This is a genomic window from Paraburkholderia sp. BL10I2N1, assembly GCF_004361815.1.
Classification (GTDB): Bacteria; Pseudomonadota; Gammaproteobacteria; order Burkholderiales; family Burkholderiaceae; genus Paraburkholderia.
The window spans coordinates 2,208,059-2,233,908 of record NZ_SNWA01000001.1; the positions used below are offsets into that span (position 1 = coordinate 2,208,059).

At 57.8% G+C, this 25,850-nt stretch carries 19 protein-coding genes and 4 pseudogenes; 11 read left to right on the forward strand and 12 right to left on the reverse strand.

What is annotated here, in order from left to right:
* Window positions 1–9 precede the first annotated feature (9 nt).
* Entirely contained in the window at window positions 10–1,158 is a 1,149-nt protein-coding gene (locus tag B0G77_RS10335; RefSeq protein ID WP_133662050.1) for an aldo/keto reductase, read from the reverse strand.
* Between the two features lie 134 nt (window positions 1,159–1,292).
* Between B0G77_RS10335 and B0G77_RS10340 the strand changes: the two genes are divergently transcribed.
* Entirely contained in the window at window positions 1,293–2,294 is a 1,002-nt protein-coding gene (locus tag B0G77_RS10340) for a LysR family transcriptional regulator (protein WP_243750961.1), read from the forward strand.
* On the opposite strand, the gene B0G77_RS10345 is transcribed toward B0G77_RS10340, so the two are convergent.
* Complete coding sequence (locus B0G77_RS10345; protein ID WP_133662051.1) at window positions 2,239–3,171, reverse strand: LysR family transcriptional regulator; 933 nt, start codon at window positions 3,169–3,171, stop codon at window positions 2,239–2,241. The genes B0G77_RS10340 and B0G77_RS10345 overlap by 56 nt on opposite strands.
* Before the next feature lie 182 nt (window positions 3,172–3,353).
* Here B0G77_RS10345 and B0G77_RS10350 point away from each other — a divergent pair.
* A pseudogene (locus tag B0G77_RS10350) lies at window positions 3,354–3,785 on the forward strand (CoA transferase); the annotation flags it as partial.
* Between the two features lie 108 nt (window positions 3,786–3,893).
* On the opposite strand, the gene B0G77_RS10355 reads toward B0G77_RS10350, so the two are convergent.
* Genes B0G77_RS10355 through B0G77_RS10365 form a run of 3 tightly spaced genes read right to left on the reverse strand, consistent with a single transcriptional unit; the run spans window position 3,894 to window position 7,805 of the window.
* Window positions 3,894–4,322, reverse strand: coding sequence for a hypothetical protein (locus B0G77_RS10355; RefSeq protein ID WP_133662052.1), 429 nt, complete (start codon window positions 4,320–4,322; stop codon window positions 3,894–3,896).
* Window positions 4,315–6,198: a tyrosine-type recombinase/integrase gene (locus B0G77_RS10360; RefSeq protein WP_133662053.1), complete on the reverse strand. Its 1,884-nt coding sequence runs from the start codon at window positions 6,196–6,198 to the stop codon at window positions 4,315–4,317. The genes B0G77_RS10355 and B0G77_RS10360 overlap by 8 nt, the downstream gene beginning before the upstream one ends.
* Window positions 6,195–7,805: a hypothetical protein gene (locus B0G77_RS10365; protein ID WP_133662054.1), complete on the reverse strand. Its 1,611-nt coding sequence runs from the start codon at window positions 7,803–7,805 to the stop codon at window positions 6,195–6,197. Before B0G77_RS10365 ends, B0G77_RS10360 begins: the two co-directional genes overlap by 4 nt.
* Window positions 7,806–8,087: 282 nt before the next feature.
* Between B0G77_RS10365 and B0G77_RS10370 the strand changes: the two genes are divergently transcribed.
* Window positions 8,088–9,404, forward strand: coding sequence for an IS701 family transposase (locus B0G77_RS10370; RefSeq protein ID WP_133662055.1), 1,317 nt, complete (start codon window positions 8,088–8,090; stop codon window positions 9,402–9,404).
* Between the two features lie 3,359 nt (window positions 9,405–12,763).
* Entirely contained in the window at window positions 12,764–13,291 is a 528-nt protein-coding gene (locus tag B0G77_RS10380; RefSeq protein ID WP_133662057.1) for a glyoxalase superfamily protein, read from the forward strand.
* A 481-nt stretch (window positions 13,292–13,772) separates the two neighbouring features.
* On the opposite strand, the pseudogene B0G77_RS10390 reads toward B0G77_RS10380, so the two are convergent.
* The 3 genes and pseudogenes from B0G77_RS10390 to B0G77_RS45520 all read right to left on the reverse strand — a co-directional run.
* A pseudogene (locus tag B0G77_RS10390) lies at window positions 13,773–14,261 on the reverse strand (PHP domain-containing protein); the annotation flags it as partial.
* A 6-nt stretch (window positions 14,262–14,267) separates the two neighbouring features.
* Complete coding sequence (locus tag B0G77_RS10395; protein WP_208116457.1) at window positions 14,268–15,737, reverse strand: DNA polymerase Y family protein; 1,470 nt, start codon at window positions 15,735–15,737, stop codon at window positions 14,268–14,270.
* Window positions 15,667–15,873: pseudogene (locus tag B0G77_RS45520) on the reverse strand (recombinase RecA); the annotation flags it as partial. The gene B0G77_RS10395 and the pseudogene B0G77_RS45520, both read right to left, overlap by 71 nt.
* Before the next feature lie 165 nt (window positions 15,874–16,038).
* Here B0G77_RS45520 and B0G77_RS10405 point away from each other — a divergent pair.
* The 3 genes from B0G77_RS10405 (at window position 16,039) to B0G77_RS10415 (ending at window position 18,722) form a co-directional block, all read left to right on the forward strand.
* Entirely contained in the window at window positions 16,039–16,920 is an 882-nt protein-coding gene (locus B0G77_RS10405) for a nucleotidyltransferase (protein WP_133662058.1), read from the forward strand.
* Entirely contained in the window at window positions 16,898–17,488 is a 591-nt protein-coding gene (locus B0G77_RS10410) for an SLATT domain-containing protein (protein WP_133662059.1), read from the forward strand. Before B0G77_RS10405 ends, B0G77_RS10410 begins: the two co-directional genes overlap by 23 nt.
* An 88-nt stretch (window positions 17,489–17,576) precedes the next feature.
* Window positions 17,577–18,722, forward strand: a complete 1,146-nt coding sequence (locus tag B0G77_RS10415; protein WP_133662060.1) for a DUF3800 domain-containing protein — start codon at window positions 17,577–17,579, stop codon at window positions 18,720–18,722.
* A 21-nt stretch (window positions 18,723–18,743) separates the two neighbouring features.
* Here B0G77_RS10415 and B0G77_RS10420 read toward each other — a convergent pair whose 3' ends face one another.
* Together B0G77_RS10420 and B0G77_RS10425 are read right to left on the reverse strand one after the other, a co-directional pair.
* Window positions 18,744–19,001, reverse strand: coding sequence for a hypothetical protein (locus tag B0G77_RS10420; protein WP_133662061.1), 258 nt, complete (start codon window positions 18,999–19,001; stop codon window positions 18,744–18,746).
* An 86-nt stretch (window positions 19,002–19,087) separates the two neighbouring features.
* Window positions 19,088–21,427 carry a hypothetical protein gene (locus tag B0G77_RS10425; RefSeq protein WP_133662062.1) on the reverse strand — a complete coding sequence of 780 codons (2,340 nt, stop codon included), beginning with the start codon at window positions 21,425–21,427 and terminating at the stop codon, window positions 19,088–19,090.
* A gap of 265 nt (window positions 21,428–21,692) precedes the next feature.
* Between B0G77_RS10425 and B0G77_RS43125 the strand changes: the two genes are divergently transcribed.
* Window positions 21,693–21,866, forward strand: a complete 174-nt coding sequence (locus B0G77_RS43125; RefSeq protein WP_166656134.1) for a hypothetical protein — start codon at window positions 21,693–21,695, stop codon at window positions 21,864–21,866.
* A 19-nt stretch (window positions 21,867–21,885) separates the two neighbouring features.
* Window positions 21,886–22,074, forward strand: a pseudogene (locus B0G77_RS10430) (hypothetical protein); the annotation flags it as partial.
* 4 nt (window positions 22,075–22,078) lie between these two features.
* Here the strand turns inward: B0G77_RS10430 and B0G77_RS10435 are convergent.
* The gene (locus B0G77_RS10435) at window positions 22,079–22,582 is read right to left on the reverse strand and encodes a hypothetical protein (RefSeq protein WP_133662063.1); all 504 of its coding nucleotides are present in this window, start codon (window positions 22,580–22,582) and stop codon (window positions 22,079–22,081) included.
* Between the two features lie 1,225 nt (window positions 22,583–23,807).
* Window positions 23,808–24,728: a LysR family transcriptional regulator gene (locus B0G77_RS10445; protein WP_133662065.1), complete on the reverse strand. Its 921-nt coding sequence runs from the start codon at window positions 24,726–24,728 to the stop codon at window positions 23,808–23,810.
* 93 nt (window positions 24,729–24,821) lie between these two features.
* Here B0G77_RS10445 and B0G77_RS44160 point away from each other — a divergent pair, with 93 nt between their 5' ends.
* Together B0G77_RS44160 and B0G77_RS10450 are read left to right on the forward strand one after the other, a co-directional pair.
* Window positions 24,822–25,196 (forward strand): hypothetical protein, encoded by a 375-nt coding sequence (locus tag B0G77_RS44160; RefSeq protein WP_243751156.1) that lies wholly within the window; start codon window positions 24,822–24,824, stop codon window positions 25,194–25,196.
* Entirely contained in the window at window positions 25,120–25,812 is a 693-nt protein-coding gene (locus B0G77_RS10450) for an LLM class flavin-dependent oxidoreductase (protein ID WP_243751115.1), read from the forward strand. Before B0G77_RS44160 ends, B0G77_RS10450 begins: the two co-directional genes overlap by 77 nt.
* Window positions 25,813–25,850 lie beyond the last annotated feature (38 nt).

The following is a 25,850-nucleotide window of genomic DNA, read 5'->3' on the forward strand; positions in this document are numbered from 1 at the left end:
GTGGCATCGCTAGCGCGTCTCGTCGGTGCGCGCTTCAGCCGGAGCCGGAGCCGGAGCGGGCACGCGTACCGGACGATCATAGCTGGCTGGCTTGCCGGTCACTTCGACCTGTCCGTGGATGCGGGCCTGGTGGCCGTCCGCGAACATGTAGTACGGAAAAGGACGTGCGGGTTCCGACACCGCGTCCAGGCGCGCGACGAATTCTGGCGCAAGCGTGAAGTCCAGCGAGCCGAGCGACTCCTGCAACTGCTCGGGCTTCGTCGCGCCGACGATGATGCTCGACACCCCGCGCTTCTGGTGCAGCCAGTTCAGGGCGACCTGTGCCATCGGCCGGCCGGCTTCGTTCGCCACGGCTTCCAGTTCTGCGACGATGCTGAAATTGCGCCCGGTCAGTTTGTCGAAACCCGGAGGCGGCGCGCTCGCGAGGCTTGCGAGGCGCCCGCTACCGGACACGTTACCAGCGAGGTTACCTTGCGACGGTCGGTACTTGCCCGACAGCACACCCATCCCGAGCGGGCTCCAGGGCACGAGCCCCATCCCCAGGTTGGCGGCGAGGTCGGCGAATTCGTTTTCCGCGTTGCGTTCGATCATCGAGTATTCGAGCTGCATCGCCGCGACCGGCTCGAAACCTCGCCAGTCGGCGAGTGTCTGGGCGCGGCCCGCGAACCATGCCGGTGTATCCGACAGGCCGACATAGCGGATCTTGCCTGCGCGCACGGCGTCGTCCATTGCTCGCATCACCTCGTCCACCGGCGTCACGCGGTCCCACGTGTGCAGGTAGTACAGATCGATGTAGTCAGTGCCGAGGCGCTTCAGCGAGCCGTCGAGCGCGCGGATCAGGTTTTTGCGGTGATTGCCACCCGCGTTCGGGTTGCCGCTTTCGGCGTTGTAGCTGTACTTGGTGGCGATCACCAGACGGTCGCGCAAGCCGCGCGCCGCGGCGAACTTTCCAACCCACTTCTCGCTCGTGCCGTCGGTGTAGAGGTCGGCGGTATCGATGAAATTGCCGCCCGCGTCCATGTAGAGATCGAACAGGCGCTGGGCGGTCTTTTCGTCCGCGCCCCAACCCCATTCGGTGCCGAAGGTCATCGTGCCGAGCGAGATCGGGCTTATGCGCAGGCCTGAGCGGCCGAGCAGGGTATAGCGGTTCATCGTCATGGCTGTCTCCTTGAAGGTGTCCCGAAAATCCGCGAGGTGACGCGGCGATAGACGTATAGTGCGCCCAGTCTTTCTGTGGAAAAATCCGCTCTGTCTGAATGGATTGTGAAGCCGGACTTCAGAATGGAGATCGTATGGATCCCGCGCAATTACCCGCATTGATGGCGTTCGATTCGGTGGCCCGGCATGGGAGCTTCACGCATGCGGCGGGGCAGACGGGCGTGTCGCCGTCGGCGCTGTCGCAGACTATTCGCGCGCTGGAGACGCAACTCAACGTGCGGCTCTTCAACCGGACGACGCGTCGCGTCGCGCTTACCGAAGCAGGCGCGCAGTTTCTGGAGCGCGTGCGGCCCGCGCTGGCGGCGCTCGACGCCGCCTTCGATTCGCTCGACGAGGCGCGCGATCATCCTGCCGGCACATTGCGCATCAATCTGCCGCGAGTGGCGAGCGAGTTGCTGGTGCTGCCACATCTCGCGGAGTTCACGCTCGCGTATCCGCACATCCGGCTGGAACTGGCACTCGATGACGGCCTGGCCGATCTGATCGGCGAAGGTTTCGACGCTGGTATTCGCCTTGGCGAGCGTGTCGCGCAGGATATGGTTGCGGTTCCGCTTTCCGGCGAGGTCCGGATGGCAGTGGTCGGTTCTCCAGCGTATTTCGAGCGCTTTCCGAAACCCGAGACACCGGAAGATCTCGTCGCACACAACTGCCTGCGCTACCGCTTTTTAACCAGCGGCGGGATCTATCGATGGGAATTCGCACCACCCGGCGACGCACAGCGGGTGTTCGAGGTTGAGACCCAGGGGAGTTTTGTCACCAACGATCTGCGGACGATGGTGCGGGCGGCGGAGGACGGCGTGGGTCTGCTGCATGTGATCGACGACTATGTGAGCGAACAGATCGAGGACGGCCGCCTCGTCAGTGTGCTCGGGCGAATGGTGCCCGTCGTTTCCGGGGTTCTATCTGTACACTGCGAGCCGCGCGCAGATGCCGCTGAAGCTCAGGGCGTTGATCGATTTTCTGGTGACGAAGAGGCGCGAGCGCGAAGAGCGGTGAAGTGCCCGCGAGCGCCGCCGGGTTTCACCTTGTTCTGTTTCCCCGCGTCCGCCCTGCATGTGCGGTCATTGCCTCCCTGACCGCATCCCGGATGCAGCCCGCGAGCAACTCTGACGCGCCCGTGCGCGACGCCCTCGTCGAGCGCGCGATCACGAGAGGCTGCCGGATCGTCTCTTCGCGAATGGGCCGTTCGACGATGCCGGTGGTGCTTGCGGCCGCTGCGCTCTGGGTGATGAGCAGCGACACGCCCAGCCCGTTCGCGACCATGCCCCTCACGAGTTCGAGCGAGGTCGCCTTGTAGCGCACCTCCGGCGACAGCCCGTATTGCCAGAAAGGCGCCATCAGAAACTCGCGGCTGTGCGGCAGATCGATCAGGACGAGCGGCTCTTTCGCAAGTTCGTGCAATGACAATCCACCGCGCGCTTTAGCGAGCCGCGAGCCGGCAGGCACCAGCCCGTATGGACGCAGTTCAGCGAGACATTCGCGATCGATATCGGACGGCAACCCGACGTCGTAAGTCAGCGCGAGTTCGATGTGGCTGCTGTGAAGCCAGTCCTCAAGTTGGACCAGATCGCCTTCGACGAAACGAACCGCGAGATTCGGAAAGCGTGTTCGTGCGATGCGCAGCAGCACGGGCAGATACACCGGCGCGAGCGTCGTGAAGACGCCGATCTGCACTTCGCCCGATGCGGCATCGCCGCTATCGTCCGCTTCGAAGGCAGCAGCGGCGGTCAGCAGTTGCCGCGCTTCCGCGAGCTTGCGTACGCCAAAGCGCGTCAACGCCATCTTCGCGCCTGATTCGCGCGCAAACAGCGCCTCTTCGAAAAGCGTTTCCAGTTCACGGATGGCCACCGAGATGGACGGCTGCGAAACGTTCAGTTGTTTCGCGGCCGCCGTCGTGCTGCCCGTTTCCGCTGCAGCCGCGAAATAGCGGAGAAGCCGCAAGGAGATATGCATCAATAAATCCTATACGTCCTAATTTATTCCAATATTTTACTTGATAGGTTGGGATGCCGAAAATCGGGCCATCGGATGTCGATCCGGCCTGCAGTGCGACCCGCGTTTCCGTAAGACGTACAAGGCACCGGCAACACGCAGTCGATCGATCGTCCGGACCTGATTTCACAAAGGAGTTCGCTTTGGACCTTCCCAACCTCCCGCTCGCCGGCGTGCGCGTCGTCGACTTTTCACGCGTACTTGCCGGGCCTTTCTGCACCGCGCTGTTGAGTGACCTCGGCGCCGAAGTGATCAAGATCGAGCCGCCCACGGGCGACGACTATCGCCTGGTGGGGCCCTTCGCCGATGGCGAAAGCGGTCTCTTCGCAGCGATGAACCGCAACAAGCAAAGCATCGTCATCGATCTGAAAACCGACGCGGGCCGCGATCTCGCGCAGGCATTGAGCGCGAGCGCGGATGTGGTGGTCGAGAATTTCCGGCCCGGCGTCGCGGACAAGCTCGGAATCGCTTATGCGCAGGTGAGCGAACTGAATCCTGCGCTCGTGTACGCAAGCGTGTCGGGATTTGGACAAACCGGTCCGGAGTCGCATCGCCCCGCCTACGACATCATCCTTCACCCGCTCTTACGACATGGTAACTGTTACTCATAGCCGATTTGGCGGAAATCCCCGTTGGGCGCGAGATGACTGCTCGAGCTGGTTGACGGGCTAGTGGTAACAGATTTACCCGCTGTCTTGAGTAGTTTTATGACTTTGAGGCTTAGGGCGAAGCACACGGGCACCCGAGTCGAGCGCCGCGACCTCGTTTTCAAGGCGAAAAACCAACAGCGTCAGCCGGCCGTTCTCACTCGCTAGGCCTCGGTTTAACTTTTTCTCCGTGGTTAGTTCATCACGAAGTTTTCTAATACTTTCCTGGGCTTGTTCGAGCAACTCCTGTTGCTTCGCTAACCGCTGCTTGGGTCCCTTCCCGTTTCCGTCTCGAATCTTGTCGGCGATGTCCGAGTGTTTGGTGTGGATAAGGGTGTGGCTTACGCCCGCTTCTCGCGCCACTGCGCTGATGGATGGACCGGTCTTGGCATTTGGCCCAGCATCCCTCCTCAGCTTCGCCAGGGCGAGCAGTAAGCGCTGTCGGGTTGGAAGTGCTTCACGCATCTGAATCCTCCTCCGTGCCCGTTGCAAGTTGGGCCAGCACGGCATCGGCTGCCGCGAGACCCCTCTTCGCCTTTGCTCGCCCGCCGGGGCCGATGTCTTCCAGTCCGACCAGTTCTACGTGATGCGCTCGCAGGTTCTGCCATACCTCCGCGAAGCTGTCATCAATGACGCCATTGCCGCAGCCGTCGCACGTGAAAGCTTCGAAGAGCCCTCGCCCTCCGCAATCCTCTGCTTCAGCTAGGCACCAGCTGTGGCCGGTGCTGCGGATATTCAGTCCATCCCGGATGCTGTCGACAAATTCACGTCGGCTTTTGAAAAACATCGGTTGATGATGCCTGCCGGGGTACGCCTTGATGCGCTTGCCGAGGCCGCCCGCGAGCGGTGTTGAGGGGACCATCCAATGGTCGACCAAAGCTAAGTCGAAAAGGTCTGTCTCTTCCTCGATGAGTTCAAATAGCTCCCTGTCGGTCTCAGACAGCGCAGCATACCACTCAGTCATTACCACGCTAGCATGCTTGAAGTGATGCTGCAGCGTCACAAGGTCGATGCGTGGCCCTTTGTTGAGATGCACGACGATGACCGCATAAGTTCGCCGAAAGCGATGAGTGTGAAGTGCGGAGTCGAGTTGTATGCCTTTTCGGCTTGCAAACGCTCTAAGTTGCTTGTTGTGGGCTTTGGTTTCGGTCGACACGATGACTCCCGCCGTATCGCTTAAAAACAAACGCTCAGAATTTCTCTCAAGTTCCAGAATTCGAACTGCGAGATGCGCCCGCTGCTTGTCGGACATTGGCTGTGAAACCTGCTTACGTGCCATGTCCAGCTCGTCCATTACGCGCTTTCGCAGAGGGGCCGAGTGCCGTTCCAAAACGGACACGGCTTCTTTCGCAATTTCAGGTGCAAGCCACCGCGCGGGGCCGTCGCCAATCTTTCGAGTTGCGGATTTTAGCCACCAATAGGTCTCTCCGTCCACTAGCTCCGAATAGACGCAGCCCACCCGCGCGTCCCCTAACTCGTGCACTCGGCACCCAGTGGAGAGTGCAATAACAATGTAAGCTGCTGTTCGAATATCAACGAGTGCAGATTCGAACTCGTAAGCGCTTTTGAAACCAGCCTTCAACACAGCCGGACGTTTGACGGTGTTCCCCCAGGTTTTGCGGTCGACGCGCTCCTTGACCGTCTGCCATTCAAACTCGAGTTTATCCCGAATGCGCAGTAGTCTTTCCGCGTCCTCCAAGTGCGCTCTGGCTGCGCTAAACAGCCGTACGGCATCACCTAGTGGAATCAATTCGGTGCGCCTCTGCTCATCTGCATCAGGCTCCCACAATGGCCCCACTTGGTCGAACCGAAGAGCGGCAATGGCCTCATCAGTGAAGCTGTCCGTTAAGTATGACCGCATGTCGTACACCTTCCGCAGGACCGCAATATGCCCGGCTAGCGTACGGTCGTAGACACCTTTGTCGCGCAGCTTCTGCAGGTATCGAGCGATGTCAAACGCCCGGACGTCCCTGAACCGCTTGATGCCTGCAGAGCTGCACCACTTCGCAAATGCGTTCAAGGTAAGAGCACGCTTCGGAATGGTAGCAGGGTCGAGTTGTATGCCTCCTAGCGGCTTGCGGTGTGTAAAAGCCCATATCGCGCTTTTCGCGGACTCGACCCACTCTGTGGGCGTCTTATCCCAGTTGATTGCCCGCTCCGCGCGAGCCCGAGCTGCGTGAGGGACATACGGGCTATAGTTCCAGACCGGTTCGCCGTAATATGACAACGGGACTGAGGAATCGTCCTCCAGCCGGACGTAAGTCACCACGAGCGCATTTCGGTTTTCACGCGAGAGCGCCGCGGGGTCACTGTGCAAGGCATCAGACGTTGCGTCGCTCATAAAACTGACCTCAATGCTGCCAGAACGCTAGGAGACCGCCACATGGGATGTGGCTCGCTTCGTGCGCGCGCTTTCTCTCGTGCGACAGTCGCGGCGTCAAATTTCGGAGCAATATCACGGTCTATGATGCGAACAATCCATCCGAATAATTTCTTCCAGTTGTCCGAGCCAACGTGACTGCGCTGGGCGAATAGCGCCCAATAAAAGCTAAAGAGCTTATACAGGTCGTCCTGCACAATGACCTGGGATTTGCAGCGAAAGCACGACAGGAAGTCCACGCAAGGTTCCCCATTTTTTGGGGCCAACTCGCCGCTAATCGAGTCCTTGCAGCCAGAATGGGGAGTCGCCTCGCGCGGAACGTTCCCTGAGAGCGTTTCAACGAGAACCTCTCCGGCAAGCCGATGTTCCTCAAGCATGTCGGGCGTAACAGTCAGATAGCGCTCCGCCGTACGCGGTGTATTTGAACCGCTCTTCGCCGTAGCAAGGATGTCACCTTTGGATGCCCGCCATACGCGATTTATCTTCGTGTTGCGAAATAGCTGGCTGCTCATCTTCAGGCGGGTCCCGTCATCGCGGCGGAGTCTATGCCGGTCCGTGAAGGCCTTTGCGACAATGCTAAGCTCTTGAGTGCTCAAGCAGCGAAGAGTGCCATCGAGTTGCCGATACAGCCAGAGGTATCCTTCGAGAGGCGTATCAATTGCTTCCAGAGCGACCGGCTCAGTCATTACGACGACCCGTTGACTGAGCTTGTAGACATCTAATGAAACCACCTTCGTCTCTGAAGGCTCGAGTGGAGTTTGCGTGTACGCGTCGGCCCGACGTTTAAATGTCACCAGTACCTTTCGGTTGACCCGAGGGTGGTCTATGAAGCAAAGCTTCAGGTCCCTCGGCAATTCAAGGAGAGGAGTGGGATTTACGCCCGTCTTCATAAGGATTGCGAAGACGCAAAGCGCAAGGCGCGTCATCTCGCCGCCGGAGTGTGTCCCATCAAAGACTTGTGCCACTTCAAGCGAGAGCGGTCGGAGGATGTGCTCACGCTCTGCGTCCGAAAGTGGTCGGATGTAAGCTCGGCGATTGTGCGGCGCAGTTGCGCCCGGAAATGGGTTAGGGGGAAACAATCCATGGCTTGGTAGAAGCTTGCGTTCCACAAGGGCCTCAAGCACGGTTTTTGTCTTTGCGTAGGTAGTGCGAGCTGTGTTCTTCGACCAAACTTCACCGTTAGGTTTTAGCCTAGTGGTTAGCCAACTCACGTAGGCTTCGATGGTGGAGGCGTCAATCGCGAGCAACGTCGGAGGTTCACCCTGTGTGGCGCGCTCGGAACAGAACTTCCACCAGTTCACTAAGCCACTGTTAACGATGGTTTGGAGTGACAATGGCTCTGGTTTCCTCGTAGAGACCATAGCCAATAATACTTGTGTAATAGCCGAAACAGTGTCATCAAAACCTCGGCCGAGGTGTTCGCTGAAGTCTGCCGCAACAACTCGACCATTCGGAAGCGGAATGGTCACTCGCGCATTGCACTCCTGTGTTTCGGCGGGCACTGAGACGATTGGAATTACACGTGCCGGTACCGGGCCTCCAATTCCGAAATCCTTTTTCTTAGCCATCTATACGGTCACTCCCTTTTCTTTCAGGTACTCCGAAGCAAGGGCATCTATCTCGGCTTGATAGAGGGTTCCGTACGCGTCATCAATAGCGTCCAAATGATGTAGGTACCGCGACGTTGTTTGGGTGGAGCTGTGACCTAGTAGGCCCTTCAACACCACCAACGGTGAACTCCTCAAGCGGCCAGCACGCTTCAGGTCCTCTAGTACTACTGTGTCACAAAACCTATTTACAGCGAAGCGATACCTGGTAGTATTGAATAATACAGACTTCGGGCGATGATGATGAGAGAAGATGTCGACGAATTTGACGCGTATCTGAATCATCTGGCGCAGACGTTAGGGCACGCCGATCGCCACGCTGGCTTCAAGGGTTACTGTTCGGGCCTGGTGTTGCCGTTGTCTCGCAAGAGCGTCGAGCCGATGGCCGCGCACATTGACCCACTTCACGCGAGTGCGAAGCACCAGTCACTCCACCACTTTGTGGCGAAGGCAGACTGGTCTGACCGTGAGGTCCTGCAGCGGGTACGCGAATGGGTGATGCCCGCGTTAGACAAGCACGCTGCTGAAGAAAGCGGCTACTACTGGATTATTGACGACACGGGCTTCCCGAAGAAAGGCAAGCATTCGGTCGGCGTAGCGCGGCAATACTGTGGGCAACTGGGCAAACAGGATAACTGCCAGATCGCCGTGAGCCTGTCGATCGCGACGCAACGCGGGAGCCTGCCAATTGCCTGGCAGCTGTATGTCCCCAAGGAATGGATTGACGACCGGGAACGAGCGCGTCGTGCGGGCATTCCCGACGATCTCGCCTTCGAGACCAAGCCACAGATTGCGCTAGCCCAACTTCGAGAGGCTATAGCATCCGGCATTGCACCGGGCATTGTGCTCGCCGATGCCGGGTACGGCGACGAAACCGCTTTCCGTGAAAGCGTAACTGAACTGGGTTTGTTGTATGCGGTAGGGATCCGGCCGGGCACCTCTGTGTGGGCACCCGGTACGGCGCCGCTTCCGCCCAAGCCCTGGAGCGGGCGCGGCAAACCCCCGACATTGTTACGCCGCGCGCCCGGCCATGAACCGCTCGCAGTGAAGGACCTGGCCATGCAATTACCCGCAAGCGCATGGCAGACCGTAACCTGGCGGGAAGGTAGCAATGCGGCACTTTCCTCACGCTTTGCCGCCGTGCGGGTTCGTCCCGCCCATCGCGACACTTGGCGAAGTACCGTTCGCGACGAAGAATGGCTGCTACTTGAATGGCCTGATGGCGATACGGAGCCGCTCAAATACTTTTTCACTACCGCCCCCGAAGAGGCGACCCTCGAGCAGCTTGTGTTCGTGACCAAAATGCGCTGGCGCATCGAGCGCGACTATCAGGACCTGAAGCAGGAGTTCGGGCTCGGTCACTATGAAGGGCGAGGCTGGCGTGGCTTTCACCATCACGCCACACTGAGTATCGCTGCGTATGGGTTTCTGATGGCTCAGCGACTCAGAATGCAATCAGACGGACGTGGTAAAAAAAACTTCCTTGAATGCGCGCTGCCTGCCCTTCCCTCGGATTACATCCCCCGGGGCAGTCCAGCGCGCTCAACGTCACGTTCCTGATTCCATTACTACGTTGCGCATCCTGCTTGGACAAAGGCTCATGCAACGGTGGCTCTCTTCCTGTACGGCAATAGACTGCGCAACTACTTTTGTGACACAGTAGTACTAGGGAGGCGAGTGTATGCGTCGCGAAAGAGTGCCGCAGCATGTGCGGGTGTATGTGAAACCCTAAGCGTAGCCCGAGGCGAGCGAGCGGGGCGACGAAGCCGTCGGCAGCGAATTCTTCTCCGTAGCGCGTGATGAACAACTTGGAGCTACATGCTGAACCGGTGTTCTGAAGTGCCGGCCGCACCCCTTCCCTGTACTGCCAGAGCAGATTCATGCACTCTACTGAGACGCGAACCTTCCTCGGCCTGTCGTTTTTGATGTCCATGTCATCCGGCTTCAAGTACACAGGGACACTCTTAATTTTGGACGACAGTTTGCTGCAGTCCTCGACGTAGTGCGCGGGGAAGGTGGCAAGCTCCTCCGCCCGAAGGCCGGCGTTGAGCCCTAAGTGCACCACCGCACGGTGCGTAGGATTTGCCGTTGACCGCAAAACGGTCTCAATCTGGCTCCTGGAGAGAACCTTAATCGGCCCATCTGCCTCCGTCATATGCAAGGTAGTAGTCTTACGGCGACCAGGATTTGCCGAATTGTGATTCAGCATACCCATGGCATTTGAGGAGACTGAATCGGTCTGTTGGAAAGGGAGGGACTTAACAAGTCCCACACGCTGCGCCCAAAGATAGAACCGCACGATTGTTCCAAGCTTGTCATTAATGTAACTAGGCTTGTTGCCTACTGTGCTGTCACACCAACGAACGTAGTGCGCGAGAGGAGGTATATCTCCGCTACCCAACCCAGGAATACTGTCCCAGCGGAGATTCTTAGCCTCCAAGTAGCCGAAATAGTCGTACAAGTGCCGACCGTATGCATCCCAAGTCTTCAGGTCTCGGGCACCGGACCGGCCAAGCAGTTCATCAACGAAAAAGCGAAGAGTCAACTCGACAATCACCCCGAAGTTGTCGACAAGTATGGGGAAGCCTTCATAACTTTGACCGCCGACCTCGAAGGAGCGCTCGCTTGGGTAGACTTTCATTATCTAAAGTCGTCAAAAGATTGAAGAGGAACGCCGGATTCCAAGGGGGCACGGACACAGCTGAAGCCTCTCGATAGATTTGCAGCAGACTCTGTCCGGACCAGCTCGCCACTCTTGCTGGGCGACGCGTCGCAGAACCCGCGGTGGATGTAGTCAAGCCGCATCGTTTGCTCCGTATCCGTTGGTCGCGGAAAGCCCCTCGCGACGGCCAATGCACCAACGGGCTGGACAAGTACGGTCGAATCGATTAGACCCCAAAAAAGCTAGGACAGGACGATAGGCACAGGTCTCAAATGGGGCGGCGGAAGATAGGTGACCAGTTCCAGTCGAGTTCTCGCGACAAGACGCACGCGGGTTCGCTGTCGGACGACGTGGTTTGAGATAGCGGAGAGGACATTTAAGCAATCGGCTATGCCGGTGCCGTCGCGCACCACTCGGGTGGCAAGTGGGACATGATGTGTCCCCATTTGCGAAGCTCAATTCCGCGCGCGATGGCGCAGAGCCTGTCCTCGGCGGAAAAATCGAATCCATCTGTTCATACCGCATCGCATCCTCGCCAAAGTACCCTCTCATAAATAGGCGAGGCGGCCCCTTCTTGCGGCCAATGACATCTTCGAATGCGGTAGCAACCTTTGGGCATTGCGCCCAAAGCGCAATCTAGCAAAAGTTTGGCCTACAATCAAGCAGACCAAAGTCGCGGCTCTGGCCGTCGAGCCATCTGCTGGCAAAGGAGACCTAAGTATGACCGCCGTGAAATCTCTGTCGACGGTGAAAAACGCATGCACACCGGAGGTGGCCTGCCAGCACCTGAGGACATAAGCTGCCGCCGACACATGCTTGCGAGTTGCGGATAATAAGCTATACGGTTGTGCAAGCAATGGTCGCGGTCCTGGTCTACTGATACCTTTAACATTAAGCCATACGACACTACGAAGGTAACGGCATCATGAAGCCTTCCCGCTCGCATCCCTTGGTCTGACGCGCCGAAAGCGTGCAACGCGTACCAGTGAAAGGCCAAAAAAGACAGGTGATGCGCCAGCGAATCTCATATTGAGACGGCGGGCAGCAAGCGGCAGATACATCCAAAGTTAATTGACTCATGCCGCAAGGGGCTAGTCGACACATCGAACCTGTTGCGGCTCGGCCTGTGTATGCTGGCGCTCAATCCATCTTGCGCGTGGCTTGGCGATGTGAATCGCTCATCTGGTTTCCGCATGTATAGCGCTAGTTGCGGCGCCGGACGCCGTGACGTCCTTTCTTGACCAAAGAGGAGGCGACGCGATTATGAGCGTTGCCGACGGGCTCGGGCTCGTCCTTTGAAGCTGCAAGGTTTCACCAACCGAACAGCTATTCCCTCAACGACATATAGCGTGAAAGCCACTTGTGCTAATGCAACATTCTCTTCGGCGACTAATCGTGCAACTGCTTCTCTCCCGACTCACATCACGCTGGTCGGTGGTTCATACAGGGCGGCGAGCGTGCGTTCGTTCCGTACGAAATGTCCTTCCTATGCACCGAGAACAAGGACGTCACATTGAGCGCGGTGCGGGACCGTCGCTACTCGCAGGGTCCATCCGTATGACCCAGCCGGGCCGGGTTCAACGACCCATTCGAACTGTTGCCAGAGTTACTCCGTCCCAGCTGACCTGGCGGGAAAACCGATTAGCTTTTCCTTCGATATACATGCGCCTCGGCGCGAGACTTTGCTGACCACGGTCGTTCAGCTCACTGGCGGACAGGTGGGTAGCGACATAACGTCCCGGAACATACTCGATGTTCTCAAGCAGCAGATAGGCATTCTTTGTCTGTCCAAGGCCAGACCGTCTCGTCTGCAACGGGCGACGGCCCGGTTTCCTGCGCCCAGCTGCTCGACAGCGGAGTCGCACGAACAAGCAGGTCAGGCCATTGGTACGCACACCGACTGGAAAAAAATCGCAGAGCGGCTCGCCGTGACCTATATTCGTTCACGGCGCTTTATACACGTTAGTTCGATATACAAATTAAATAATTTAACAAAGCTATTTTACTATACCGTGCAAAGCCAACATCACATCTTAAGGGTCTGTGAACCCCCGCTAGAGTGCACCGCACTGACCTCGCCAAGCGAACCTACAGCCCTCGTCGCGCACTATATCTTTAATCGTCAATATCGCAAGTCAAGCGGCAGTCGCGCCAAGAATCGAAGAAATTGTCGTAGGCTATTTTCAGAAATATGACCCTTGCGAAATCCGCGCGGCATGCTACGCTCTTTGCGTGGAATGGCTCAGCCGGAGGAACCATGGACAAATCGGATGAAATAGTTTTCGCTTCGTCGATTGACTGGGCAAAGAAAAAGGCCAAGCTCCTGCGAAAGCGTATTGGTCGAGATTCGATTACACATTCAGTAGCACTCAACCTTTTAGCCAAGGTGTATGGATTCCGGAACTGGTCGGAATTCATCCATTTCAAGAACAGCGACCTGGAGTTCGAAACAGGGTGGGACACTGAACTTGGTGAAAAGACACTCGATGAGAGGCGTTACCTTCAGGAATCGACATTGATGATAGAGTTGGGACTCACGGAGGCTGAGGCCCTTCAGGTGCTGGCAGACGTCGCCGTTTCTCAAAAAGCCGCTGCTTCAAAGACGGACACAACAGAATCGGCACCTACTCCGGAACTAAGCTCCAAGCTGGTTTCGCTTGTCGAGCGACAGAGCACGATACCGTATCCGGCGAGCCAAAAAGTAGCTCAACAACCCGTTGTCACCTACAAGAGACAACGTTCGACATCTGAGCAGACCAGTCCCGAAATGAAGCCTCGCGATTAGACGCATCCGGACTCACTCACTCACTCACATTTTTCGGCTTGAGGGGAACGATGCACCGGTCATGGCCTGCCGCAGTGACCTCCGGTGGTGGCTCGTCTGTGATAGCAGCAAATGACAGCAGGTCTGATTCCCCCGGAGCGTTTCACCGAGACCACAGACAGGCTACGAGCTGATAAAAACCACGCCGCGCACTGTCTGCACGTTATAGCCGAGGTCGTCAGCAAACAGGCCTACCGCCGGACTCTCACACGACTGAGGCGGTGCAGCTACGACGACGGACACCCAATCGAGTCCGACATCGAAGCTTCGAGAATATCAACGGCATCTTGGTTGAAGCGGGCCTCCGGTCGAAACTCCTGCCCACTCAATCACGCTGCGGTCTGCCATCGCTGCGTTTTCGACCGGAACGAGGCGCGTGAGCTTGCCGCGGCTGATGACAAAGCCGCCTGAGTGCTGTGACAGATGCCGCGGGGAACGTGTCGTCGAGCCAGTCGACCTGCGCTTCCAGCACGTCCTCTTTTGCGGGGAAGTCGGGGACGAGAATCGCAAGACAATCTGGCGCTCCCAGCAGATGGCGATATTCCTTCTCTGGTCGCGACAGGTCCTGAGGCGTGAGTCGATATTCGCCCTTCGGTGCGCGTGTCCGGGCGAGAGTGATGAGTTCGGACAGGTTGCCGTATCCCTCTCGATTCTTCGCCAGCAGGATGATTCCGAACGCTGGCGAACCGTCGGCGTTGACCAGCTTGAAGTAGGCGCCGACGATAAAAGGAAGCTTAGCTGTCTTCGCGGCGACGTGAGCGCGCACCACGCCAGCCAGTGAGCACTCATCCGTTACGGCGAGCGCTGAGTAACCCAACTGCGTCGCGCGCTCAGCAAGCTCCTCTACGTGCGAGGCGCCTCTCAGGAAAGAGAAGTTCGACCGGCAGAAAAGCTCGGCGTAAGCCGGAAGGATATTGAAGGTCGTATCCACAGCACATCATCCAAATAGGCCATGGAGGAACCAGCGCTGCTCTTCTTCCGCATCGCGGCTGCTGACGCGTTCCCGGTAAATCCAGTAACAGCTCGTGTCTTCTCCCTGCGCGACGAAATAATCGCGCGTAACGAGTTCGCCATCAAACCAACCGGCCTCAATGCGCTCACCAGGCGACACCATACGCAACGGCGAACCATAAAACGGGCGGTGCTGACGCATCAGTAATCGCACCGGGGTATCGAGCATCCAGGTGGGCCTTGGCAGACCTTTCGGGAGTGCGTCTGGCTTTTTCTTCTGCGACACCGGAACCCAGCGGTTCGCAATTTCGGGGCGATGGTCCGCCGTCGGCGCTGGCCGCAGGACGTTCTCCTCGCCCAGTCTTGCGACAAGCAGTTCAAGCAGCTTCTGATGGTCCTCTTTCGAGCCACCCGGTTCAGGAAAAAGCGTGTCGGACGCTGGCGCTGCAGACTCGACGTTCGTGGCATCAAGCCGCAAAGCAATCATCGGCGCGACCAGTTCAATGCGATGCAACCGCTCCTTCAACAATCTGAGCAGGTGTTCTTCGCGCCATGTCGGTTCTCCCAATGCGATGTCGACAATGGTTGGCTCAATGGCATCACGGCCACGCTCGTGCTCGAGAGAAAGGCGAACGCCCGTCACCGCGAGTTGCTTGGCACAAAGCCATCCGCATAGCTGCACAATCAGGCGGTGCGCGGCAAACACCGCTCCGTCCGCATGCTCGAGTCGGTCTGGCATCTCGATGCGCGCAGAGAAGGTCGGCGGCAGCTCCAGCCAGTCAAACAGTTCGGGCGCGGTACCGAAGGCTCGGTCAAGAGAGTCCAGCAGATGTTCGCCACATCGGCGTTGCAGCCCCGCGCGAGGAAGGCGCCGTATGTCCGCTATGGTCTCGCAGCCCAGGCCATTGAACCAGTCGAAAAACGGACGGACCTCGGGGACCGCCACCATTGGCAGCGCGGAGAGGTGATGCTCAAGCGACGCGAGTTTCAATACTCGCCGGTTCCCAGACTTCGCGAGCAGCCAGGCGCCCTGGCCAGTCGGCGCGGCGCTGACGCGTGCGGTGAAGCCGAGCGCACTGAGGACGGCCTTCGCTTCGCGACACAGCGCAAGCAGGCCGCCAAAGAGGCGCAAACTGGCGCCGACCTCGACGACGACAGTCGCTTCGTCAAGCAGTGCGACTTCGGGCGAGAAGCTCATCAGCGCGATGCCAACCTCGCGCTGCGCCGCGCCTTCGCGACCAATGTCGCGCTCATGCATTTCCGTCTCGGGCGACAGTGTCAGCACACCGCCGCGCTTCATCCCAAGACGAACTCCTGCCGTGCGGGCAGTGGCATCCGCAATGACAACCTTGTCTTTCTCGAGCACGGCGCTGCCGTGAGCAGGCTCAGGTGACCACTTCGGTCTGAAGACCTCGAGCGGCAACTTCGGCAGATGAACGGCGAGAAAGACGCGCATGGCGGGAAAGCAGAACAGGGGTTGGTTGAAGGGCAATCGACAGGGGCTCTGCGCGAGAGGGCCCTCGTCGTTTCACAATGTCCACAGTCAGACCGTCAGCCGATGGTCTGAGCGCCAGCCGCAGCAGCGCGGGTGCCCCTTTCCTCGGATTTTTTCCGCGGCGCGCTAGCTTATTGATAACATCCTTTAATGAGAACGGCCGCGCGTCGCCTATAGGGTACGTCGACTGTTGGCGAGTCTTCCCTTGAGAGATGGGAGGATTCAAATAGGCGTATAAAAATACAAGTAGAGGCAATAGAACATGCGTGTCGGGGAATGGTTTTCAGGGTTTTGCAGCTCGCTTCGAATCAATGGTGAAAAACGCACGTCAATCGCGAATCGGACCGCCCGCATCGTCGGTCGACTCAGTTCCGACCTGCGTGGTTTGAATTCGGACGCCGCTTACCGCTTCTACGTCGGGTCGTACGGTCGCAGCACGGCCATCCCCAGCGTGAGCGACGTCGACCTGTTGTATGAACTGCCTTACTCGCTCTATCAGCGATTCCACGGGCATGCCGGGAACGGCCAGTCCGCGTTGCTCTCGCTCATCAAAAATTCAATCCGCAAGACATATAACGTCTCGGATATGGCTGGCGACGGACAGGTGGTGGTCATCAACTTCACCGATGGCGTGAGGTTTGAAGTTTTGCCGGCCTTTGTCAACGATGACGGCAGTTATACTTTTGCCGATTCAAACAGCGGCGGGTCTTGGCGAATATGCAAGCCTAAGCAGGAAATGGAGGCTTTCTCGGCGAGGAATGTCGCGTGCAACTACAACCTTGTCGAACTGAGTCGCATGGCTAGGGCTTGGCGTGACACGAATATCGTCTCGATGAGCGGAATGCTGATTGACACGCTCGCCTATCAGTTCTTGGCTTCGTGGGCGTACCGCGACAAGTCATACGTCTATTACGACTGGATGACCCGCGACTTCTTCAATTACCTCGCGAATCTGGACACCCAACAGACGTACTGGCTCGCTCCTGGTAGCAACTCATATGTCTACCGCAGGGACGTGTTCCAGTACAAGGCCCGCTCCGCCGAACTAAGGGCACTCGAGGCACTTGAGTACCAGCGAAACAACCATGACTGGTCAGCCCGACAAAAGTACCGGGAAATTTATGGAACAGCATTCCCAGCATGACGACATGCCGGTTGAGCCTGCAGCGACGCTCGAAAGTCAGCTGCGGGAGATGTACGCGCGCGCGGCTTACACGCACAAGACGCACGAGAAGATGGCGGACCGATACATCAGGCGATACAAATGCATCAAGACTGCCGAGATTGTCCTGTCGGCCGTAACGGCGAGCAGCTTGCTGCTAGCGGTCCTCGGCGACTCGCATGTCGGGACGATTGTTGGCGCGGCACTTTCAACAGTCTTGCTGGGATTCGCTCTGTATTTCAAAGAAGCGAGCCTCGGCGAGCAAGCTCAAAAACACACTGTCGTCGCGTCAAAGCTATGGGGCATACGCGAGGCGTTGCTGTCGCTCTTAGTCGACATGAGGGATGGGCGCGCGGTCGATGAAATACGCAGCGCGCGAGACCGCCTGAACGCGTCGATGGAAGAGATATACAAGGCTGCGCCTCGCACCGACAGCAAGGCGTACGCCGACGCACAAAAGGCGTTGAAGCATTCGGAAGAGCTTTTTTTCTCGGATGACGAACTCGACCGTATGCTACCGAAGGAGTTGCGTACGACGTCGAAACGATGAAACCGGCACTAAATCTACCCCTTTTCGGGACATTGCGTCGTCGGATACCGCCATAAACTGAAGTCCCAAAGGTTGAAGGCGACTCAAGATGTCCACGAGCGATGAGCTCCTCGCACTTGGCGAGGGCGCGGTAGCAGTTCCCGCTGAAAATGTGCCAGGGTCGGTAGAGGACCCCGCGGAAAAGAAGGTCCAACGTCTTCGCAAAGAGAAGTGTGACCTCATCGACTCGCTGGCCAGCGGTGACTTCTCGACCCAACGAGCCCGCGTCGCCTACATCCTGAATATGTTTCCCGCCGCCCGCAACAGCGACGTTACTCTTGCGCTCAAGTATTGGGAGGAGTTTCAGCCCGCTTTCTTCAACCCTCACGGCATCAAGCCCGAACATCTGTTCGAGCTTGAGCACGTACCACTTCTCGTTCGCGCGCGCGCCAAGATTCAGAACGAATTCGAGCTGTTTCAAGCCGACGTCAAGGTACGACGTCGTCGTCGGGGCCTTGAGGGCGAAATGCGCGATGCAGTCCTCGAGGATGCGGCGCCAAGGCAAACGCTCCAAGTATTTGCTGACGAGACGGGCAAGACCGAGGCGCACGTTATCGTCGGAGCCGTTTGGGTGCTAAATGGTCGCGCGGTATTCGACGTGTCGCAGGCCATCAATACGTGGAAGACCGGCTCCACGTTTGCGAAGAGGGAGATGCATTTTGCGAGGTTCGGCAAAGGAGACATTGCTGCAATTGCCGACTATCTCGATGTCATCAATGCCAATCGGGAGTTTCTGAGCTTCAAACTCATTGCGGTCCGGCGAGACAATCTGAAACGAAGCATCGAGGACACGGTGCAACGTCTGCATGAATTCATGCTGCTTAAAGGTCTGGAGCACGAGGTGCACAGCGGCCGAGTGGGACTGCCTCGGTACGTCACCGTGACGCTGGACGAGGAACAGTCTCTCGACCAGATTGCGATTGAGGGCATGAAGCAACGCATTCACGATGGTCTTCAGAACCGACACGGAAATGAGCTGATACTCGAGTCAATCATTGCCGTGTCTTCGAAGAATAGTGCGTTAGTGCAACTCGCAGACGTGGTCGCAGGCTCAGTGAATCGCCGATTGAATTTCGCCGGCACTCGAAACCACAAGGACGAAATTGCAGACCTCGTCATCGAAAGACTGAGCATAGAGCTGGACAGCGACGAACGCGATGCTGACTTGGACGCGACAGTCATGTTTCGCATTTAAGCAACGTCCCCTCCCGGTATGTCAATCTGATAGTCGATGTGCTGTCAATGGCTTGCCCGTGCGCAGCGTCATGGCAACGAACACCATGGTGACTGCCGCAAGGGCGATAACGCCTAAGAAGATAGCGGCACCGACCCTGTGCGCATCGAGCTGCACGACGAAGTTGCTGCACGCCTGAACTAGCGCAGCGCTTCCCACGAGATAGAGTTTGCGCGGACGTGTTGGTCGCACACTCCGATGCCCTTTTCCTGAAACTCCTGCCTGTCGCTTCTCGTTCATGTTGTATCACCGTCGCGCCGTTGGCGCAAATTGAAGGTGATACGGATTCTTTTACATGCCAACGGAAATCCCGATAGCCGCCTGCCTTAGCCTGCCTTGTCCTGTACAGCGCTGTTTAAGCCTGCCATATCTCGCTTCTTCATATTGCGCAGGCGTTCGGCCAAAGCCTTTTTTGTCAGCCGCTGCTTGGAACCCTTCGCATCTGTCCACAGGAGCGCGCCATCGTCGTCCACACCGTTGAATGGTCCGTCCTCTTCGATAGCGACTTCTCGAAGGGGTGTGAATATTACGTTGGTATCATAGCTTCCCGTTTTTGTGACAACCGCTTTAATCACCGGCGTGAGCAGGTCCCCACGAGTCGTTAGCGTATGCCGCGTCGCGCGCGACGGAGCAGTGGTAGGTTCTGCACGGTCGGCTTGCTGTGGCAATGTCGAATTATTCCGCACCGGAGCGCAAGCTTCAGTGACTGGCTGGGCCGCGTTGGCAAATTGCGGAGTGGCCGCACTAGCATTTGCCTCGACGTGCGGCGCATCAAAGCGGAACGTTATGCGTGGTTCGTGGTTTTCAGGCCATGTGTTTAGGTCGTTCCAGTACGCTTCTTCGTAGAATGGCCTGACCGGCTTGTCGTCCAAATATTCGTAGCGTGCTCGCTCGCCCGGGGCATGCATCGGAAGGTCGCCACGCCGTGCAGCGCTGGAGATTTTTTCGATAAGCGCCTCAAAGCGTTCGCCAGTCGCGGCAATCGCTTTCCCAGCATCGTTCAATGTGTATCGCCCCAAAGCGCGCCGTTCCTCTGCTTGGCGGGCGCCCTGTTCGGCGAGCGCAGCGGTGTCCGCAATCGCTCGGGATGCACTTTGACACTGCGAACTGCTCATCAACGCCCAGTCTCCAGGTGTCAGGCCGATGGTCGACAACTCGCGAGCATCGGGAACAATTTCATGACCAACAAATTCTGACCCTCCCGAGATGCTTGCGACTCCCACTGCATTGCGCGCCGTTCCATGGGAATCCTGCCACCGCAGGTGATAGCGGTCCAGATACCGCTTAATGTCGTCTCGGCGGATGAAACCCGCCGCGGTGTCTACTGTCGTTATGCCCTCTGCCGTCACGAGCGCCAATTCGCCATCTGTAACGTTTTGAGCGATTTGGGCCTTGTGTGCTGTCGATACGTCGCACCATCGAGCTTGCGCCTTTTGCATCTCTGCGCTCCCGCAGAAATCTCCGCCCAACGACCATGCGGGGCGGTTGGGTGCCTGGTCGAAAACTTCACGCCACTCAGCAAATTGGGCGCGCGAGCATCGCGTTGGGGGATTCCCACATATCGAGCGCACAATTTGCCAGTCAGCACCGGTCAACGGTTCGCGTTTCGATTGAGTTAGAACAGGGATTTGCTTTAGCACCGTCACCTTGAAAACCGTGGTCAGGCGCTCGTCGTCCGGTATTGAGACGAACGTGAATGCAATATGGTCCGCCAGCCAGTCGCATGAAACCAGCGGTGTGCTGGGAACCACCACCACGCCAGAGCCCATCGCGGCCTTCATGTCGTCCCGCTCCCTGTTCGACGCCTGTTCCTCAAGGCTTCGCAGCCAACCGACATCTAAGCCTCTTGCCTGACACCATCGGACGAAATCAAGCGGACGAATTTTGGTTGGCGGATTGACTTGGCTGCGCCAGATGCCTAACACGCGTCGAGCCTCGTGAAATGGGTCTTGACTGCCTGAGAGGAAGCAGTTGTCGAGACCCATCGCTCCTTTTTCGGAAATCTCGGTGCATAGCTGCCCCTCAACAATTGGAGCTTGGATGCCACAAATGAGCATCGCGGCCGCGGCTGGCGTCCAAGTGTCAAATTCCAGGTATTTAGTCAGCGTTGTCCGCTTCAGCAACTCCGGACTAAAACCGGCGCCTGCAAACAAGGGAGCCGGTTGGCGGCGCGCCCAAAGCGTTGACTCCGATATTGCATCAGGATGGGCAAGTGCGGACAAGGCCCGTGCTTCGTACCGAAGGCGCCCGGCGGTCACGTCCATCCTCATGAGCGTCAAGGTATCGTACAGATGTAGCTCGCCGTCATATACCCCGCACAGAAGTTGACGGTCATAGCGAACCATTACTAGGTCACGAAGCCGCTGGACCGGATTCGTTGGCGCGGCGAAGTCGTGGGCAGCCCCGAGCTGCGTTCGTGCGTCTTCCGGGTCGGTGTCGTCTGGGACGACATTCCGGGAAATCGTGTCCGACAGGATTTCGTAGGAGATGAAGTGGTGCGCGGCATCATAATCATCACCCGGGTCAGCTACAGCGAAGAGCTTGCTGAACGAGATGGGAATCTTTGTCGATGTTGCCCATGTATCCAGCTCGCCGACGTTGAACATCGCGCCATTCGCGTATTCAATCACAGCCCGATAGCGGTACTTATATTTGTCAGCGTCCATGTGCGCCCTTTGTGCGCGAGACTGCAATGAATAGTCTCCGATGCACCGGAGGGCACAAGCAAGAATCTCGGGGCAGTAGTCGAAGTCCCGCACTGAAATCAGACTGAACATTCCCAAGCGTTGTGCGAATTGGCTTTATAGCGCGTGCACGTGCGCGCCTTCTATGGCGCCATGATACCTGCGAAAATCCTGGTTATCTGTATATTCATACAGTATTTGAGGTGCCCGGTGGTGAAGCGTCTCGCGTCACCCAAGGAGGTTCAAAGTGAAAGCGAATGAGTGGGTCCGTGAAGCGGAACGAGAATCCAAGCTCGTCGACGCTTTGTACAAGGCGCGGTATCTCATTTCTTTGCATAACGGCATGACCGTACGATGCGACGGTGAGGAATGGCCGCTTGATTTCCGTCAGGAACTGAAGGTAATCGATGCGCTACGTTGAAGATGTGGCCGGCATCGACAACGTGAACGTCATCGTCTGGCCGACACCGCTCGAGAAATTCCAGCAGGCAGCGCTGGGCGCCTCGCTGCTCGCGGCGTATGAAATGTGGCAATGCGAGGGCGAGGTCCGCCACCTGGTCGCCCAACGCGTTGTTGATATGTCGCACCTCCTCGGTGGGCTTGCGGCTGTCAGTCGAAATTTCTGTTGAGCAGCTACCGGGTTTGCTGAGCGAATGGGTTGATGGGGTACACCTTCTCGGGTTCCTTGACCCGTTCGAGCATCTGGACCTTAGACCAGTCCGCCACCTTTGCCTCCAGGCCCCGCACCACATTGGTTTCCAGCGGCTGTATTCCCGCGTCACCGTTGAAGTTCGCACTGAACGCTGAGTGGAACCGGTACTGAAAGTATCCTGAGACTTCGGCTATTCGCTCCGGCGTATTTGAGTCCGTGTAGATGACCGACTCGGGCGAGAACGGGTCGTAGTAAATCACGTTTGGGTAGTCAGTGTTGACTGCAACGCGCGGCTCGTCGCAGACCATCAGCGACCCTACTAGCTGAATTGAACCTTTCATGCCTTTCGGCGTCTTGAACACCCAGATTCGCTCGGGTAATCGTCCAGCGAGTTCCGAGAGCTTTGGGTTGTTGGAACCAAAGTACCCGACCTCACGGTTCTTGAGGTTCGTTTCGAGCTTTTGCCAGTAGTAGAAGATGTCCATTCAACGACGCTTGATTGTTCGGTTGGTTGATAGATACATGGTGATTTTACCAACTCGGTGCATGAGGTCCGTCTGGCGCATGCCGCTCGCTAAGAGTAGGAGTATCGTTGTGCGACGGTCTTGATTGCCATGCGCAATCCGACTCATCGAAAGCGGCCAGTAGCGCTCAATATATCCAGCGGAGGCGGCGATGAGCAAACGAACAGGTGGTAGCCAAGGTGGCGCCCGCGGCAACTCGGGCGGTGCATCGAAGGGCTCGTCCAGTGGCGCCAAATCGAGGGGAAGTGGCGGCCGGTCGGCAAACGGCTCTCCCGGCGGCAATTGGCCGAGTACGACTGGAAATCCCTCAGCCGGTGAGCGCGGCAACGCCACACCTCGAGGGAGTCGATGACGGGTCGTTTGCCGAGGTCGAATACGCCGCCCAACGAGGTTGAGAGGCTATTCTATGCCGCAGCTTGGTCATCCCGCAATGCAAAGCGCTCGTCGTCTGCGGAAGGGGCGGCTGACGACCAGCCGTCCCTACAACGCCGCCTCGAGCCGAAGGCGAATCACTCCGGAAGTCGCCCGCTGCACTATAGGCGGCAAAAGAGAGGTTTTGCTTCCCTCCAGCGCAGCAAACCTTCGCTGAACTTCAGCTTCTCGCAGCTCGGCCCCAGACTCCAACATTTTTTTCGCAGGCAAATCTCCCGAGCACGCTGCCAGATTTCCTCGCGCTCCCCGCCAATGCGAAATCATCAACCCTGTTGCGCGGTATACATACTGCTGTCCGTTACGCGGTGCAGCCGCGCGACTGGTCGGACATCAACGGCAGCGGTCGCGGGACAACCGGTACTGTGGGATAGCCTTGAGACACCGGACAGGGTGGCGAAGTTAGCGCCCTGAGGCGAACGGCTGACGGGCGACGCTGGCTCCGAGGGGCATCTCATGATGCTTTGGAACGTGTCTGAAGGTCTCGCTCAGGATAAGGCGGGGCTCAACTTCACCAAGGGGCATTCACAGAAACAAGAGATGTACGCCAGAGAACATGCTCAAACGTAGGAAGGTGGAACGAGAGCGTTACTGGGTTACGCCGCGAGACGACGCTTGCAGCTCGGCCGCTGTCGGTCGCGCGGGATGGCGAAGAGTGACGCTGGGTCCTCGGGTCGAGATGCAACCGGGCTTAGCCGTGTCTGGCGACGGCACGGGACTGGTACCGAGTGCCACGAGACCATCCGAGGCCTGATATTCAAGGCTTGAACCCGGAGCTAACGTCGTTGGCCAACCGGATGAACTCGTCAATCACCACTCTGACTCGTGGCTGGACATATTTTGTTCTCGGCCAGATGACATGAACCGGCATCTCCCCACCAGACCATTCCTGGAGGATTTCAATCAGGTCCCCGTTGCGAAGATGCGCACCCACAAGCCAAGTTGGAAGCTGAGCAACGCCGCAACCTGCTACCGCAGCATTTAGCATCGCCTCACCGTCTCCCCACTCATGCCGCGCTCTTACCGGCGTGAGCTCAAATTCGCCAGCGTCATTCCGAAGCAGCCACGCGGGCCGGCGACTTCGTTGCAACCCCGCAATGCAGTCGTGATTCAGAAGCAGGTCTGCCTTGTCATTAGGTCTCCCGTGTTCTTCAAAGTATTGAGGCGAGGCGCAAATCACCAGACGCTGTTGCCCAAGTCGTCGCGCGGCAATGTCAGCGTCATCCTTCAATTGGCCGATTCGAACTGCAACATCGACGCCTTCGGCGATAAGGTCGACCAGCCGTTCGCTGAAATTCGCCGAAATGTCCAGCCGAGGATAGCGGCGCGAAAGTTCGAGCAGCGACGGAAGCACGTGACGCCGGCCAAAGGTGGCCGGCAACTCAATTCTGACTCGACCCACCGGTTCCTGGTGTCCTGTGGCCAAAAAGCTCTCCGTCTCGTCCAAATCTTCAAGCACGCGCAGACAGCTGGCCAGGTAAGCCTCTCCTTCGTTCGTTAGGGTGAGACGCCGAGTGGTTCGATGAACCAGCTTGGCCCCAATACGTCCCTCTAACCGCGTGACGGCCTTGCCGACCGCACTGCTGGTCAAACCAAGCCGAGCGCCGGCTGCCGTGAAGCTTCCCTCCTGGGCTGACAGGACGAACTCGCTGAGTCCATCGAATCTATCTTTCGACATGATTTGGGAATCGAGGGATGAAGTAAATGGAATTCTAGGCGGTTATTTGTCTTTTCGGACGAAATTAGAATGGAGCCAACATGGAGAACCCGTATGAACGCCTACGTTGAGCAGGGCTTAAGCCGCGCCCAGCTTTCTGAACAGCCCGCTTATGCGCGGCTCTTTTTGCGAGAAAAGTTGACCGTCGGCCTGATTCTGCCGCTTGAAACCCATCCGAACAGGCCGGCGCCGACGATGCGAGACCACGTTACGATGGCTCAGAAAGCCGATAGTCTCGGCTTTGCTGCCCTCTGGATGCGCGACGTCCCGTTCTATGACCCTGACTATGGCGATGTTGGTCAGATTCGACCCTATTCCATACATCGCCTATCTCGCTGCCTTTACTCGGAAGATAGCGCTCGGGACGGCAGGAATTGTCTTGCCAATGCGCGAGCCGTTGATTCTTGCCAAGCAGATAGCTTCGCTTGACCAGCTGTCGGGCGGACGCATAGTCTTGGGGCTCTCATCTGGCGACCGCCCGGCCGAGTACCCTCTCTTCGGCATCGACTTTGAGACAAGAGGCGAGCGCTTCCGTGATGCTTTTGATGTCTTCACCAAGGTGCTGGAGGAGGATTTTCCCCGCTTCTCTTCGCCCAGATTCGGAAGCTCGCGTGGAACGCACGACCTTGTACCGAAGCCGCCATTCGGTGGGACGCTGACTATTGCAATCGGGCGAGCCCAACAAAGCATGGCCTGGATTGCTGAGAACATGGACGGATTCATTGGCTCCTCGCCGGTGCCCGAACAGCTGCCATCATTCGCGAAACAATGGAACGTTCAGCTTGAACAGACATGCGGTTCCGGACAATTCAAGCCGCTTGGTATAGGAGGCTTCCTCGACTTGGTAGAGAACCAGAATGAGCCCCTTATCCGCACGCGCGGCGGATTTCGAGCCGGGAGCAAAGGCCTTGTGAACTTTCTGCACGACGCTCAAGCGGCGGGCGTGAATCACATCGCGCTGAATCCCAAGGTTAGTCGACGCCCGTACGCTGAGCTGATGGATGAGCTCGCTTCCGAAGTCCTTCCGCACTTTCCTTCACACTGACGATGTGCACCCGAGTGCACGCTGGCTCCCTGACGTGG